At 71.5% G+C, this 14,582-nt stretch carries 14 protein-coding genes and 2 tRNA genes; 10 read left to right on the top strand and 6 right to left on the bottom strand.

The window, feature by feature from the left end:
* Positions 1-467: 467 nt before the first annotated feature.
* The 3 genes from ACFY01_RS32440 (at position 468) to ACFY01_RS32430 (ending at position 1,593) form a co-directional block, all read left to right on the top strand.
* The gene (locus tag ACFY01_RS32440; protein WP_390739314.1) at positions 468-845 is read left to right on the top strand and encodes a hypothetical protein; all 378 of its coding nucleotides are present in this window, start codon (positions 468-470) and stop codon (positions 843-845) included.
* Between the two features lie 129 nt (positions 846-974).
* Positions 975-1,526, top strand: a complete 552-nt coding sequence (locus ACFY01_RS32435; RefSeq protein WP_390739313.1) for a hypothetical protein — start codon at positions 975-977, stop codon at positions 1,524-1,526.
* Positions 1,517-1,593 (top strand) — tRNA-Lys (locus ACFY01_RS32430). Before ACFY01_RS32435 ends, ACFY01_RS32430 begins: the two co-directional genes overlap by 10 nt.
* Before the next feature lie 63 nt (positions 1,594-1,656).
* Here ACFY01_RS32430 and ACFY01_RS32425 read toward each other — a convergent pair.
* Positions 1,657-2,997 carry a M6 family metalloprotease domain-containing protein gene (locus ACFY01_RS32425; RefSeq protein ID WP_390739312.1) on the bottom strand — a complete coding sequence of 447 codons (1,341 nt, stop codon included), beginning with the start codon at positions 2,995-2,997 and terminating at the stop codon, positions 1,657-1,659.
* A gap of 315 nt (positions 2,998-3,312) precedes the next feature.
* On the opposite strand from ACFY01_RS32425, the gene ACFY01_RS32420 reads away from it, so the two are divergent.
* On the top strand, positions 3,313-5,145 hold the full coding sequence (locus ACFY01_RS32420; protein ID WP_390739311.1) for a putative bifunctional diguanylate cyclase/phosphodiesterase: 1,833 nt from the start codon (positions 3,313-3,315) through the stop codon (positions 5,143-5,145).
* Between the two features lie 170 nt (positions 5,146-5,315).
* Here the strand turns inward: ACFY01_RS32420 and ACFY01_RS32415 are convergent, their stop codons facing one another.
* Together ACFY01_RS32415 and ACFY01_RS32410 are read right to left on the bottom strand one after the other, a co-directional pair.
* Entirely contained in the window at positions 5,316-6,404 is a 1,089-nt protein-coding gene (locus tag ACFY01_RS32415; protein WP_390739310.1) for an LLM class flavin-dependent oxidoreductase, read from the bottom strand.
* 111 nt (positions 6,405-6,515) lie between these two features.
* Positions 6,516-7,247 (bottom strand): decarboxylase, encoded by a 732-nt coding sequence (locus ACFY01_RS32410; protein ID WP_390739309.1) that lies wholly within the window; start codon positions 7,245-7,247, stop codon positions 6,516-6,518.
* Positions 7,248-7,368: 121 nt separating this feature from the next.
* On the opposite strand from ACFY01_RS32410, the gene ehuB reads away from it, so the two are divergent.
* From ehuB to ACFY01_RS32380, 6 genes are all read left to right on the top strand, one after another.
* Positions 7,369-8,286: an ectoine/hydroxyectoine ABC transporter substrate-binding protein EhuB gene (gene ehuB / locus ACFY01_RS32405; RefSeq protein WP_390739308.1), complete on the top strand. Its 918-nt coding sequence runs from the start codon at positions 7,369-7,371 to the stop codon at positions 8,284-8,286.
* Positions 8,283-9,011: an ectoine/hydroxyectoine ABC transporter permease subunit EhuC gene (gene ehuC, locus ACFY01_RS32400; RefSeq protein ID WP_390739307.1), complete on the top strand. Its 729-nt coding sequence runs from the start codon at positions 8,283-8,285 to the stop codon at positions 9,009-9,011. Before ehuB ends, ehuC begins: the two co-directional genes overlap by 4 nt.
* Positions 9,008-9,658 (top strand): ectoine/hydroxyectoine ABC transporter permease subunit EhuD, encoded by a 651-nt coding sequence (gene ehuD, locus ACFY01_RS32395; RefSeq protein WP_390739306.1) that lies wholly within the window; start codon positions 9,008-9,010, stop codon positions 9,656-9,658. The genes ehuC and ehuD overlap by 4 nt, the downstream gene beginning before the upstream one ends.
* A gap of 10 nt (positions 9,659-9,668) precedes the next feature.
* Complete coding sequence (gene ehuA / locus ACFY01_RS32390) at positions 9,669-10,445, top strand: ectoine/hydroxyectoine ABC transporter ATP-binding protein EhuA (RefSeq protein WP_390739343.1); 777 nt, start codon at positions 9,669-9,671, stop codon at positions 10,443-10,445.
* Between the two features lie 206 nt (positions 10,446-10,651).
* A complete protein-coding gene (locus tag ACFY01_RS32385; protein ID WP_390739305.1) occupies positions 10,652-11,410 on the top strand; it encodes an IclR family transcriptional regulator in 759 nt (252 codons plus the stop codon).
* Between the two features lie 88 nt (positions 11,411-11,498).
* Positions 11,499-11,572: transfer RNA gene (locus ACFY01_RS32380), tRNA-Lys, on the top strand.
* 57 nt (positions 11,573-11,629) lie between these two features.
* On the opposite strand, the gene ACFY01_RS32375 is transcribed toward ACFY01_RS32380, so the two are convergent.
* The 3 genes from ACFY01_RS32375 to ACFY01_RS32365 form a co-directional block, all read right to left on the bottom strand.
* Positions 11,630-13,279: an AMP-binding protein gene (locus ACFY01_RS32375; protein ID WP_390739304.1), complete on the bottom strand. Its 1,650-nt coding sequence runs from the start codon at positions 13,277-13,279 to the stop codon at positions 11,630-11,632.
* A 26-nt stretch (positions 13,280-13,305) separates the two neighbouring features.
* Positions 13,306-13,755, bottom strand: a complete 450-nt coding sequence (locus tag ACFY01_RS32370) for a hypothetical protein (protein WP_390739303.1) — start codon at positions 13,753-13,755, stop codon at positions 13,306-13,308.
* Positions 13,756-13,863: 108 nt separating this feature from the next.
* Positions 13,864-14,469: a lytic polysaccharide monooxygenase gene (locus ACFY01_RS32365; protein WP_390739302.1), complete on the bottom strand. Its 606-nt coding sequence runs from the start codon at positions 14,467-14,469 to the stop codon at positions 13,864-13,866.
* Positions 14,470-14,582: the final 113 nt, after the last annotated feature.

The following is a 14,582-nucleotide window of genomic DNA, read 5'->3' as shown; positions in this document are numbered from 1 at the left end:
CCTCCCGCCGGACGGAGTCCGGCACGCCGCCGGAGGCGGCCGAAGAACACAGCCCGGACGGCTGGGAGGCGAACCACGCGGTGCTGGCCCACCTGGCGGAACACCGCGTGGCTTGGCACCACGACCACGGCTCGGCCGCCATGCCCGACAGCCGCCTCCCGCCGGACGGAGTCCGGCACGCCGCCGGAGGCGGCCGAAGAACACAGCCCGGACGGCTGGGAGGCGAACCACGCGGTGCTGGCCCACCTGGCCGAACACCGCGTGGCTTGGCGACCATGACCGTGGCTCGGCGACCATGACCATGGCTTGGCCGCCAAGCCCCGGCGACCGCCTCCCCCAAAAAGCACCCTCCCGCCGGAGGCGGCCGAAGAGCATGGCCAGCGTCCCCTTGCGTGGGGGCGGGACAATGGAAGGCGGCCCACCCAGAAGGCGGCGCCCCTACCGAACCGTACGAGGAGGAGAAAGACATGGCGGAGCCCACGCCGCGTCGGCACGAACCGCGGCTACGCCCCGCGCCGCTGCTCTTCGAGCCCGCCGAGGCGGCCGCCGATCCCGAGCACTTCTTCGACCTGGAGTCGATCGAGGACCCGCGGGAGCTGCTGTCGCGGGCGACGGAGCTGACGCAGGCGTTCCGTGCGGCGACCGACCGGGCGATGGAGTTCCAGGCCATCGCGGCGGCCCAGCTGGCCGATCCGCGGAGGTTCGACCGGCTGACGCCGGCGGACATCGCCGAGCGGGCGGAGTGGACCGAGGACTACGCCAAGAGGATGGTGGAGTTCGGGCGGGACCTGATGCGGGGGGCCGCCGCCGAGGCCGAGGGGCGGGGGTCCGCGGATCCGGTGTGACACCGGCCGCAGCCAAGTCGACCGGCATATGCCAGGCGGGCGGGCAAGATACCCCCTCCCGGCTCCTGTTGTCCCCGCTTCCGGCAACCCAGCGCTGTCCGGCGTTCACCGCCGGTAGATGTTGTCGGTATGAGCAGTGCGCGCAGCGACCTCGCGGGAGTCACCGCGGACGGTGCCGAATGGCTGGCCTCGGCGGGGAGGCGCCCGCGGAGCGGGACCGGGCCCGGGCCGCTGGCGGTGCTGTCCTGCGGAACCGTCTTCGACGTGGTGAACGTGCCGGCGGTCTTCGGGCGCCGGATGCTGGACCGCCTGTGGGACGAGGGGCCCGGCTCGGGCCCGGTCGCGGTGTTCCGGGGCCGGATGCTGCTGTTCGCCGCGCCGCGCACGGCGCAGCGGCTGCCGTCCCTGCTGGCCTGGGAGGAATGGAGCTGGGCCATCCCCCCGCTGCTCTGCCACGGCAAGGGCGACGCCGTGACCGTCCCGGCACTCACGGACGGTGACCGTTCCGCCCCCGACGGTGCCCGCTGGCTGGTCGCGCCCGACACCCGTGACCCCTGGCTGCCCGGCCCGGAGGTCGTGCTGTGGGCGGCCGTCCGGGCGGCCCGCGCCGGAGTGCGGATATCGATTTTTCCCCACGCCGATCAGGATGCTAAGGTCTACGACGTCAGCAGGCGCCGCTAGCTCAGTTGGTTAGAGCAGCTGACTCTTAATCAGCGGGTCCGGGGTTCGAGTCCCTGGCGGCGCACCAGACAGCAGAGGGTCACGTTCGCGAGAACGTGACCCTCTGTCGTTGTGCGCTCGCGGACCACATTCAGCCCGCACCCCCCGAACCCGGCCCTGGCCCCGGCGTGATCTTCACCGTCCACGCCCCCGACGGCGTCCGGTCCTCCACCTCCACCCGTACGCCCTCACCCGGCACCGTGAAGCTCTCACCGAGGGCGACCGGGGCGTCGGCGAGGGGTGGGTACACCGAGTTCTCCCAGCAGGCCTCGGTACGCGGGTGGGCGTCGACCACCTGGATCGGCCCGTCCCCGGACGCCGCCCCGCCGCGCACCCGGTACACCAGGACGCCCGACCTGCAGGCCGAGCGGTCGTTCCCGGCCGGGCCGCGCGCCTCGAAGGCGAGGACGGATTCGGGGCCGGTGCGGACCAGGGCCAGTTTCACGCCGTCGCCGAGCCCGAAGGCGGGGGCGCCCGAGGCACCCGCGACCGTGGTGTCCGGGCCCGCGGCAAGGGGCTCCAGCGTCAGCCGGGTGGGGCGACCACCCCGCACGCACACGACCTGGCGCGGCCGCAGCCAGCCCAGCTTCCACTTGTGCCAGGCGAACAGGTCGGGGGCCAGTCCGAACTGGCTGCCCATCAGGTCCCAGTCGCCCACATAGGTGTCCCAGTCGCCCTTGCCGTCCATCGGACGGTGGTACAGGTCGGGCAGGTCGAAGACGTGCCCGGTCTCGTGCGCGAGCACCAGCCGGTCCGGCGGATGCCTCTCGAAGACCGTGACCACCCGCCGGACGTCCGTGCCGTCGATGTGCGTCGGGGTGTCCAGGTTGACCACCTTCGTCGCGTCGGAGTCCACGCCGGGCGCGTCCGGATCGGCGACGAAGTACACGACGCCGTAGCGCGAGAAGTCCACCTCGGGGTCGGCCGTGGCGAACGCGTCACGCAGGTAGGCGGCCCGCCGGTCCGGGTCCCAGTCCCGTTTCATGGCGTACGACGTCGACGGCTGCGGCATGCGCAGCCAGCGTCGCAGCGGATGCGGGCGCAGGGTGAACCGGCCGTAGGAGGCGCGCTGGAAGAAGCTGTTGGTGGCCGGGAAGTGGTCGGCGGTCAGCTCGGCGGGCGTGGTGCGGGGGGTGGAGTCCGGGAACGACAGGAACACCAGGACCGCGTCGAGCGGGCGGGAGGGACGGTTGTAGGCGTCGTTCCAGGTGTCCAGGCCCTCCGAGTGGTGCGCGTCGGTCCGCTTGAGGGCGCAGGGCGCCGTGGTGAACGGCTCGGCGACCGAGGGGACGGTCAGGATCGAGGTCGCGGCGAGCGCCGACATGGTGGTGAACACGGCGGCGGTGCTGCGCAGTCGGGGTCGGGTACCGGCCCGCCGGAGTCCCGCGAGGGCCGCACGGGAAAGCCGCTCGAGGGGCAGCTGACGCGGCACGGGGACCTCCGGATGCGGTTTCGCGGGACACCGCATCCAGATTGTGCGACTTTGTCGTGGTACGCCCTGTTTGCCTGCACCAGAAGGGTGAGGGGAATCGGGATACTCCGAATGGCCGACACCCCAAAAGCGCTCACGGAACGTCACAACCGGTCGGGGCCCGTAGAACCCGGCCAGGGACGGGCAGAAACGATCTGTCACAACCGCCGGGCCATCCTGGAGACTGGACAGTGACTGGAAGGCCCTCGGGCCAGCCTCTATGATCGGCACACTTTCCTGCACGGACAGAGATCGAGTGCACTGCGGGAGCGAGCGGTGAGCGGAACGTCCGAAGGGCCGACGCCCGCGGCAGACCTCGACCGGTCAGCCGTAACAGAGAGTGATCATACGACATCTGCCCGTGCGGGGCGTGCCTACCGCTCCGTCTTCGAGGCCGCCCCGCTCGCGATGGCGGTGGTCGACCGGGAGGGCCTGGTCGCCGACGCCAACGCCGCCCTGGGCAGCCTGCTCGGCACCGATCCCGCCGCGCTGACCGGGCAGGTCGCCGCCGACCTGGTGGACCTGACCTCCGAGGCCCGTATCTGGCACGCCTATCGCGAGGTGCTGCGCGGCCGGCAGGCCAAGCTGCGCTGCACCCGCCGGCTGAAGCACCCCGACGGCCACGCGGTGTGGGTGCAGGTCACCGTCGCCCCCCTCGCGGACGCCGAGCCGGGTGTCCTGCTGTCCGTCGCCGACATCGGCGCGCACCGTGAACTCCAGGCCCGGTTGCGGCACTTGCAGATGCACGACCCGGTGACCCGGCTGCCCAACCGCACGCTGTTCTTCGAGCGGCTGTCGGCCGCGCTGGAGGCGGAGTCGTACGAGCAGAGCGGCACCGGCCGGATCGGTCTGTGCTACCTGGACGTGGACGGCTTCAAGGCGGTCAACGACACCCTCGGCCATCGCGTGGGCGACCGCCTGCTGGCCGCCGTGGCCGAGCGCCTGACCCGGGTCGCCGACGAGGCCGGGTACGCCCGGTCGGGCACCCCTCTGGTGGCCAGGCTCGGCGGGGACGAGTTCGCGCTGCTGGTGGAGGACTCCACGGGGACGGAGCAGCTCGCCGAGCTGGCCGAGGCGGCGCTCGCGGCCCTCCAGGTGCCCTTCGATCTCGCGGGCCAGCGGCTGTCGTTGTCCGCCTCGATCGGCGTAGTGGAACGCCATGCGGCCGGCACCACCGCCACCGGCCTGATGCAGGCCGCCGACACGACCCTGTACTGGGCGAAGGCCGACGGCAAGGCCCGCTGGACCCTGTTCGACCCGGAGCGCAACGCGCACCGCATGACCCGCCAGGCCCTGTCCTCCACGCTCCGCCATGCCATCGACCGTGGCGAGTTCATGCTGGACTACCAGCCGTTGGTGGCCATGGAGGACGGCCGTCTGCGGGGCGTCGAGGCCCTGGTCCGCTGGAACCACCCGCAGTTCGGTGTCTTGACGCCGAATCGGTTCATCGGACTGGCCGAGGAGGACGGCTCGATCGTGCCGCTGGGCCGCTGGGCCCTGGCGACCGCCTGCCGTCAGGCCCGCCGCTGGCAGCTGGACCACCCCGGGGAGCCGCCCATCTTCGTGAGCGTCAACGTGGCCGTGCGCCAGGTGTGGGACTCCGACCTGGTGGCGGACGTGGCGGAGATCCTCGCGGAGACCGGCCTCGCCCCGCACCTGCTCCAACTGGAGCTGACCGAGTCGGCGGTGATGGGCTCGGCGGGCCGCCCGCTCCAGGCCCTGAAGTCCCTCAGCGACATGGGCGTGGGCATCGCCATCGACGACTTCGGCACCGGCTACTCGAACCTGGCGTACCTCAGCCGCCTGCCGGTGTCCGTCCTCAAACTGGACGGCTCCTTCGTGCGCGGCTTCCAGTACGAGGAGGCCAAGGACGCGACCGCCGCCCCACCGAACCCGGCCGACGAGGTCATCGTCGAGGCGATGATCCAACTGGCCCACCGCCTGGGCCTCACGGTCACCGCCGAATGCGTGGAAACCTCCGCCCAGGCCACCCGCCTGCGCCGCATCGGCTGCGACACCGGCCAGGGCTGGCTCTACTCCCGCCCCGTACCACCGGATCGCATCTCCGAGTTGCTGGGCACCCAGACCTACGCGGTCGGCAACCCGTAGGCGCCGACGACGAGTTCGAACGGGCCTACCACCTCACCGACGGCCCTGCGACGAGTTCGCCCGAAGCCAGCACCTCGCCGACCGGCAGATCGGAGGCGGGACCGGCCAAGGCCGACGCTCTCCCGACCGGTTCCGCCGGACCGCGTCTCCGAGTTGCCGGGCGCCCAGGCCTACGCGGTCGGCAACCCGTAGGCGTCCGCGAGGAGTTCGTACGAGCGCAGGCGGAGCTCGCCGCGGTGGGCGTGCGTGGTGAGCATCAGCTCGTCGGCTCCGGTGCGCTTGTGGAGTTCGTCGAGTCCGGTCCGGACCTCGTCGGCCGTCCCGTGGACGATGTTGCCGGTCCAGGAGGCGACGAAGTCCTCCTCCATCGGGCTGAAGTCGTGGGCCTCGGCCTCCTCGGGGGTGGGGAAGAGGCCGGGCCGCCCGGTGCGCAGGCGGATCATGTTCAGGGCGGTGGAGCGCACTTGCCGGCGGGCTTCCTTCTCGTCGTCGGTGGCGAGCGCGGAGACACCGATCAGGGCGTAGGGCTGGTCGAGCACCGCGGACGGCCGGAAGGACTCCCGGTACAGGTCCAGGGCCGGGATGGTGTTCTGCGCCGAGAAGTGGTGCGCGAAGGCGAAGGGCAGGCCGAGCAGGCCGGCGAGGCGGGCGCTGAAGCCGGAGGAGCCGAGGAGCCAGACCGGCGGGCGGTGCGGTGACTGGACGCCGCCCGGGGAGGTCGCCTGGACCGGTCCGGGAATGGCGTGGATCCTCCGGTACGGGTGCCCGTCGGGGAAGTCGTCGTCGAGGAACCGGGTCAGCTCGGCGAGCTGCTGCGGGAAGTCGTCGGCGCCCTCGTTCAGCGTGTCCGTGCGGCGCAGCGCGGCCGCGGTGGCACCGTCGGTGCCGGGTGCCCGCCCGAGCCCGAGGTCGATCCGCCCCGGCGCCATGGCCTCCAGCGTCCCGAACTGTTCGGCGATGACCAGGGGCGCGTGGTTCGGCAGCATCACCCCGCCCGATCCGAGCCGGATCCGCTCGGTGTGCGCGGCGAGGTGGGCCAGGATCACGGCCGGCGAGGAGGAGGCCACTCCCGGCATGGAGTGGTGTTCGGCCACCCAGTACCGGTGGAATCCGCGCGACTCCGCGAGCCGCGACAGCGCGACGCTGGTCCGCAGCGCGTCGGTGGCGGTACTCCCGGCGCCGACCGTCACCAGATCCAGCACGGAGAGGGGGACGGGGGCGCTCCCCTGCGCGGTTCCCCGGATCTCGTCTGCCGACACGGTGGGTGCCTCCTGTAGCTCGGCGGTGGCCTGTGGGGAGGCTTAACAGGAGGGTGGCTCCGGTTTATTCCCGGCAGCTGGAACGGGCGGCCGAACAGCCGGCTCAGGTCTTCAGACCTGCACGATCGGTTCCCGCGTGAACAGCGCCCCCAGCTCCGGCGCGTTCACCCGGCGGTCGGCCAGCCGCAGCCCCTCCCACACCGTCACCTGGTTCGCCGTGAGGACCGGCTTGCCCAGGGACTCCTCGAGGAGCGGGACGTGCGCCGCCGTGTGCAGCGCGATGTCCGGCAGGACCACCGCCTCCGCGCCGGACGCGTCCGCCGCCCGGGCCAGCGCCAGCGTCTCCGCCTCGCCCCACCCCGCGATCTCCTCCGGCGTCCCGGCCCCGGCCGCCCGCACCCCGGCCACCTCCACGCCCCCGGCGCGCAGGAAGTCCGCGAAGAGATCGGCCGAATCCTGCGCGTAGGGCGCCCCGACGGCGACCCGCCGCACCCCGAGCTCGCGCACGGCGTGCACGAAGGCGAAGGAGGTCGAGGAGGCCAGCATGCCCGCCGCCACGGCCAGCGCGCGCACCTGCTCCTGGGCGCCCTCCCAGCCGTATCCGAAACCACCGCTGGGTGCCGCCCACACCACCGTCTCCGCACCGGCCAGCCGCAGCCCCTCCACGCTCGCCGCGAGCCGCTCGGGCGAGCCCATCTCCCGCGGCGCGTCGACCCGGTGGGCGTCCTCGGCGCCCTCGACGCGGACCAGGTCCACCCGGATGTCGCTGCCGAGGAGCTGCTCGATGCGCGCGTAGTCGTCCTCGGCGAAGTGACCCGGGTAGAGGATTCCGAGTGCGGTCATGTCCTGCCCTCCTGCGGTTCTTCCGGACGGCGGTACGGGTACCCCGTGTGCGCCGCGTACCGCCGCGGGCGCGTGAAAACCGTGGCGCATAAGTGGCTTGCGTTCGGGTAGCCGCGCCGCCATGGCTCCACCACTCGGGTACGACCATCACACAACCGGATACGAACGCAGACACACCCGCCGCTCGGTGCTCGCCGGTATCGCGGCGGCCGGTGCGCTGGGCGCCACGGGCTGCTCGCGCGTGGCCACCGCGTCCACCACGAACGGCGGCGAGCTGCTCGACCGGCTCCGGGCCCAGGGCGTCGTACGCCTCGGGATCGCGGGCGAGATCCCCTTCGGCTACATCGGCAAGGACGGCCGGCTGACCGGCGAGGCGCCGGAGTTGGCGCGTGTCGTCTTCAAACGGCTCGGCATCGACCGGGTGCAGCCCGTGCCGACGGAGTTCGGCTCGCTCATCCCCGGCCTCAACTCCCAGCAGTTCGACGTCGTGGCCGCCGGGATGTACGTCACCCCGGACCGCTGCAAGCAGGTCATCTTCGCCGACCCCGACTACCAGATGCTGGATTCGTTCGTCGTCCGGAAGGGGAACCCGAAGGGGTTGCACACCTTCAAGGACGCCGTGGCGAAGAAGGCCAAGTGCGCCACCGGCACCGGGTACGCGCAGATCCAGCACGCGGTCGAGGCCGGCTACAAGGAGAGCGACATCCTGATCGTCCCGGACCAGGTGGCCGGGCTGAACGCCGTCGAGGCCGGGCGTGTCGACTTCTTCGCCGGGACCGCCGTCACCGTCCGGCAGGTGGTGGGGAAGTCGGCCAAGGCCGAGGCCACCAAGCCCTTCGTGCCGGTCGTGGACGGCAAACCGCACATCGACGGCGGCGCGTTCGCGTTCCGGCCGACCGAGACGAGGCTGCGGGACGCCTTCAACGCCGAGCTGAAGAAGCTGCGCGGGAGCGGGGAGCTGCTGCGCATCCTGCGGCCGTTCGGCTTCACCAAGGCCGAGATGACCAAGCTCACCGCGAAGGAGCTGTGCGGCGGATGACCTCAGGGCTCTGGAAACTCGTACTCGAGGGAGTCTGGACCACGGTCCAGCTGCTGGTGTTCAGCGCGCTGCTGGCCACGGCGGTCTCCTTCGTCGTGGGCGTCGCCCGCACCCACCGGCTGTGGATCGTCCGTTTCCTCGCCGGCTTCTACACCGAGGTGTTCCGCGGCACCTCGGCCCTGGTGATGATCTTCTGGGTGTTCTTCGTGCTGCCGGTCGGCTTCGGCTGGCAGCTGGTGCCCCTGTGGGCCGGCACGCTGGCGCTCGGCCTCACCTACGGGGCCTACGGCGCGGAGATCGTGCGCGGCGCGCTCCAGGCGGTCGACCCGGCGCAGCTGGAGGGCGGGATCGCGCTCAGCTTCACGCCCTGGCAGCGGCTGCGGCTGATCCTGCTGCCGCAGGCGGTGCCGGAGACCATCCCGTCCTTCTGCAACCTGCTGGTGGAGCTGCTCAAGGGCACCGCACTGGTCTCCGTCATGGGCATGGGCGACCTGACCTTCAGCGCCAACCTGGTGCGGCTGGCGCTCCAGCAGAGCGCGGAGATCTACGCGTACGTCCTGCTGATCTACTTCGCGATCGCCTTTGTGATCACGCGGCTGATGCGGGTGCTGGAGAAGCGGCTGAGGGCCGGGATCGGCAAGGACCCGGGGACGGAGATCACCGCGCGTGAACGCAAACGCGCACAGGCGGCCGGCGTGGGAGCCGTGGGCGGAGGTGCCGCATGAAGTGGGACTGGAGCGCCGTCAGCGGATTCATGCCGCAGTTCTGGCAAGGCCTGGAGGTCACGCTCCAGGCGCTGGTGCTCGGCTCGCTGTTCTCGTTCGCCCTGGGGCTGGTGTGGGCGCTGCTGATGCGGGCACCGACCCGCTGGGTGCGCTGGCCGGTGGGGGTCGTCACGGAGTTCGTCCGCAACACCCCGCTGCTGGTTCAGCTGTTCTTCCTCTTCTACGTGCTGCCCGAGTGGGGACTGACCTTCTCGGCGCTGGCCACCGGCGTCTTCGCGATCGGCCTGCACTACTCGACCTACACGATGCAGGTCTACCGGGCCGGCATCGAGGCGGTTCCCCCCGGCCAGTGGGAGGCCGCGACGGCACTGAACCTGCCCCGGCGGCGGACGTGGACCGCGGTGATCCTGCCGCAGGCCATCCGCCGGGTGGTCCCCGCCCTCGGCAACTACGTGATCTCCATGCTCAAGGACACGCCGTTGCTGATGGTGATCACCGTGCTGGAGATGCTCGGCCAGGCGCGGCTCTACTCCCAGCAGCACTTCCAGTTCACCGAGCCGCTCACCGTGATCGGCGTGGCCTTCATCGTCATCTCCTACCTGGCCTCCCTTCTCCTGCGAACCCTGGAGCGACGCCTTGTCCGCTGACACCCCCCTGATGAAAGAACCCGGCACCAGTGCCGGCCCGTCCACCGGCGGCGGCGAGCTGATCCGCCTGGACGGGGTCACCAAGCGATTCGGCACGAACACCGTGCTCGACCGGCTGAACTTCTCCGTCGACGCCGGCAAGCACGTCACCCTGATCGGCCCCTCCGGTTCCGGCAAGACCACGATCCTGCGGCTGCTGATGACCCTGACCAAGCCGGACGAGGGCACGATCACGGTCGACGGGCAGCAGCTCTTCCCGGCGTCCGAGAAGCAGGTGCGGGAGGTCCGCAAGCAGATCGGGATGGTGTTCCAGCAGTTCAACCTGTTCCCGAACATGAGCGTGCTGCGCAACATCACCGAGGCGCCGGTGACCGTGCTCGGCATGTCCAAGGACGAGGCGGAGGCGCGGGCCAAGGAGCTGCTGGAGCTGGTGGGCCTGGCCGACAAGTGCGACGCCCGGCCGACCCAGCTGTCCGGCGGCCAGCAGCAGCGGGTGGCGATCGCCCGGGCGCTGGCGATGCGGCCGAAGGTGCTGCTGCTGGACGAGGTGACCTCCGCGCTCGACCCGGAACTGGTCGCGGGCGTGCTCGACGTGCTCAGGGACATCGCCCGCACCACCGACATCACGATGCTCTGTGTGACCCACGAGATGGGTTTCGCCCGGGACATCTCCGACCAGGTACTGATGTTCGACGGCGGGCGGGTCATCGAGTCGGGACCGCCGGAGCGGATCTTCGCTGATCCCGAGCAGGACCGGACCCGGGAATTTCTCAGCGCGGTCCTCTGATTACGGGAAGTGAACGCACCATTACGCGAGGTCCGGACGTCGGTTCGTGCCTTTGGCATATGCCAGTGAGCCTGCGCCGCAGTTGAGAGGCCGCAAGCGGGCTACTTTCTCGCCAACAACCTCTCCCTGTGCGGCTCTTGCCGGTTATCGTGATAGGGATCCGCCGTCCGGATCGCGGCCCACAGAGCGAGCGCAGGGGGACCACCGTGGCGCTGAAGCACGAGCCGACCGCCCCGTACCACTCCGCCCAGGACGCCCTGCGCGTCCTGGAGACCGTGGCACGCCACACCACCGGGGTGACCGACACCGAACTGGCCCGCCACACCCGCCTGGGCCCCGAGCGCCTGACCACCCTGCTGCGCATGCTGCGCCGCGAGGGCTACGTCGAGCAGGTCGCCGACGGGGCGTACGTCACCGGGGCGGCCCTCGCCCGGCTCACCTCGGGGCAGGACCGCGAGGGCGCCCTGCGCGAAACTCTCCAGCACACCCTGGACCGGCTGCGCGACTCGGTCGGCGCGGCCGTCTACATGAGCCGGTACGTCGACGGTGAGGTCAAGGTCACCCAGTGCGCGGTCGGCCCGGCCACGCCCGCGGTCAACGAGTGGGTCGACTTCCGTTACTCCGCCCACGCCACCGCGATCGGCAAGAGCCTGCTGACCCAGCTCGACCACAACGCGCGGCGCGACCACCTCTCCCGCCACAAGATGGCCCGCCTCACCTCGCGCACCATCACCAGCGACAAGCTCCTGCTCTCCCGCCTGGAGTCCCAGCCGCCGACGGTGCCCGTGCTGGACCTCCAGGAGTACGCGGTCGGCACGGTCTGCGCGGCGGTCCCGATCACGGCGGGCGCCTCGGTGGGCTGCCTCGCCCTGTCCCTCCCGATCGAGCACGCCCACCGCCTGCGCCAGGCCGCGGACGCCCTGAACCGGAACGCGGCGCCGGTGCTGCTGTCGCTGGCGATCTAGCGCAACCCCGTACCTGGTCCCGAGCACCCCTCGGGACCAGGTAGTATTTTCCTCGTCGCCGACCGCGGAAGCGGAAGGCGGGAGTCATGCGCCGCTAGCTCAGTTGGTTAGAGCAGCTGACTCTTAATCAGCGGGTCCGGGGTTCGAGTCCCTGGCGGCGCACACGGATGAGGGGCCCCTCGCTTCGAGCGAGGGGCCCCTTCTCGTCACCCAGGGCCGTCAGCGAGCGAGCAACCCCTCCCGCCCCCGCACCCGGTACTCCTCGACCAGCGCCGCCCTGTCCCCGGCGGTCAGCCTCCGGTACGCGGGCTCCCCCGGCGGCCGCCACCACACCGGATCCTCACACCCGAAGCCCTCCCGTCTGAGCGCCGCCCGCTGGATCTTGTTGGTCGCGGTCAACGGCATGCGCTCCGCCACCCGGACGAACCGGGGCGCCATCTTCGTGCCCAGGTCGGGCTGGGCGAGCAGGAACTCGGCGAAGGCCGGCGGGTCGAAGTCCCCGACGAGGGCCGCCATCACCTGGTCCCCGGCCACCGGGTCCGGCACCGCGTACACGGCGACGGCCGTGGCACCCTCGTACCGGGCGAGGATGTTCTCGATCATCGCGGCGGCCAGGTTCTCGCTGTCGACGCGGAGGCGGTCGTCGGCGCGGCCGGCGAAGTAGAGGTAGCCGTCGGTGTCCCGGCAGAAGAGGTCGCCCGTCCAGTACGCGCCGTCCCGGCGGCGCTCGGCCTCCGCCTCGGCGTTGCGCCAGTAGCCCTCGAACGGGTTCGGCCCTCGGTTGACCAGCTCGCCTATGGCCTCGTCCCCGTTGACCAGCCGCCCGGCGGAGTCGAAACGGGCCGGCGGGCACTCCTCGCTGGTCTCCGGATCGAGCACCACCAGCCCCGGCGCCGCCCGCCCCACCGCGCCGGACGGCGTGCCCGGCGACCACTGGATCGCGGCGCCGCCCTCGGAGGAGCCGTACCCCTCCACCAGCCGCACCCCGAACCGCCGCTCGAAGGCCGCCGCGTCCACCGCCCCGGCCTCCGTGCCGAAGCCGAGGCGCAGCGGGTTGTCCCGGTCGTCGGGGCGCGGCTCGGTGGCCAGGACGTAGCTCACCGCCCGGCCGACGTAGGTGAAGTACGTCGCCCGGTACCGGCGTACGTCCGCCAGGAACCCGGACGCCGAGAACCGCCGCCTGAGCGCCACCCCGGCCCCGGCCGCCAGCGCGGGCGCCCAGTCGGCGATCACCGCGTTGCCGTGGAACATCGGCATGCAGATGTAGTGCACGTCGTCCGGGCGGACCCCGAACTGTGCGGCGAGGGAGTCCCCGGCGGCGGCCAGGCGGCCCTGGGAGCAGATCGCGGCCTTGGGGGCGCCGGTGGAGCCGGAGGTGAAGTAGAGGAGCAGCCGGTCGGCCGGGGTGGCGCGGGCGGGATCCGGTACGGCGCCGGTGTACGGGGCCAGCAGGGCTTCGTACTCCGGGGTGCCGGTGACCAGGAGGCGTACTCCGGGCAGGTCGAGGCCGTCGAGGAGCCGGAGGTGGACCCGCTCGGTGACCAGGACCGGACACTCGGTGTGCAGGATGTCGCGGGCCAGTTCGGGGCCCCGGCGGGTGGGGTTGATCCCGGCGACCGCCGCGCCGGCCAGCGCGGCCGCGCCCAGCCACAGCGGGAACTCGGGGGTGTTGTCGAGCAGCACCCCGACGTGCGGTTCGGCGCCGGGCGGCAGCAGGTCGGCCAGGAGGGCGGCGCGGGCGGCGGCCCCGGCCGCGACCGCGTGGTGGGTCAGCACCCGCTCCTCGAACCACAGCCCCGGCCGGTGGTCGCCCCACCGCGCCGCCACCGACTCGGCGACCGTGCGTCTCCTGGACTCCCTGGGTTCCATGCGGGCGCACGGTAGTTGACATATCGTCAGATGTGGAGGCTCATGCTGTGGTACGTCACCATGAAGCCGACGCAGAACACCACGATCACGCCGAGGAAGCCCACCATGGCCAGCGCGCCGGCCGCGTTCTTGACCGGGCTCGGACGCTGGGCGGTGGCGGTGATCTCGTGGCCCTGCGCGTAGTACACGGTCACGATGTCGCCCTCGACGACCGTCGCCGGGCCGTTCTCCTCCTCGAACCGGACGGCACGGCCATCGCGCGCGGTGAACTCGTAGACATGGTGCAGCGTCGTGCGCACCGAGGTGTCGTTCGCACCGCCGTGCGTCGTCGTGAACATGCGCAGACACCGCGCCTCGGCCGTGAGGCCGCTGTTCCACGCGCCCCTGAGCTGCAACGACCGGCGCACGACCCGGTACGCCACGAAGAAGGCCACGGTCATGATGAGGCCTGGAATCACATAGAACATCGCGTCCATCGCGCTACCCCCGAGATGCGTACGCCGGCCCGAATGATCGGCGTGGCGGGAACGTACCCCGCCCACCGGCGCACGCTCCTCAAGAGAAGCTCTGAACCTGGGCGGCGGTCAGAACGTGACGTCCGAACAGGCGTAGAACGCGTTGCCCGTGTCGGCGATCGTCCATACCGCGAGGATGACGTGATGGCCGCTCAGCCCGGTCGGCAGGGTGCCGCTGTGGCTGAGGGTGGCGGGCGGGCGCTGACCGCCGTAGGGCACGGTCAGGAACGGGGTGGTGTTGAGGTCCGAGCGGGACAGGGCGTGGTTCTGGTTCCAGCCCTGCTTGGTGACGTAGTACTTGAAGTCGGTCGTGGCGTGCATGGCGGTGAACTGCCAGCGGAAGGTGTAGCTCTGACCGCCGTTCACCTTCGTCGTCGGCCAGGCCCCGCCGGACGGCGTCCTGGGCGAGCTGAGCTGGGCGAACCGGCTGAGGCCGCCGTTGCAGATCTGGCCGTCCGCCGGACCGGCCGCGGGGAAGCCCTTCGGGCCCTCGACGCTCTGCGGCTCCCACTGGATGTCGCCGCAGTTCGTCACCGTGCCGTTCTGGCAGAGCTTCTGCCTGCTGATGGGGAGATCGGTGTAGCCGTGACCGCTCGCGCCGCCGGTGGAGAGCACGAAGGCTCCGGCGGTGGCGAGGCCCAGCACGGCCGCGGACACCTTGGTCTGTGTGCGCATGCTGCCGCTCCTGGAGAACGTGGGGGAGGTTCAGTGAGCTGTGCAGGTCTAGACCAAGTTTCAGATTATTGCCGTTAGTTGAACATGTCCATACCAATCTGGCCCCCGGTTTT

It is taken from the genome of Streptomyces sp. NPDC001480 (assembly GCF_042894725.1).
GTDB lineage: Bacteria > Actinomycetota > Actinomycetes > Streptomycetales > Streptomycetaceae > Streptomyces.
This window is presented reverse-complemented; position numbering and strand designations above follow the sequence as displayed.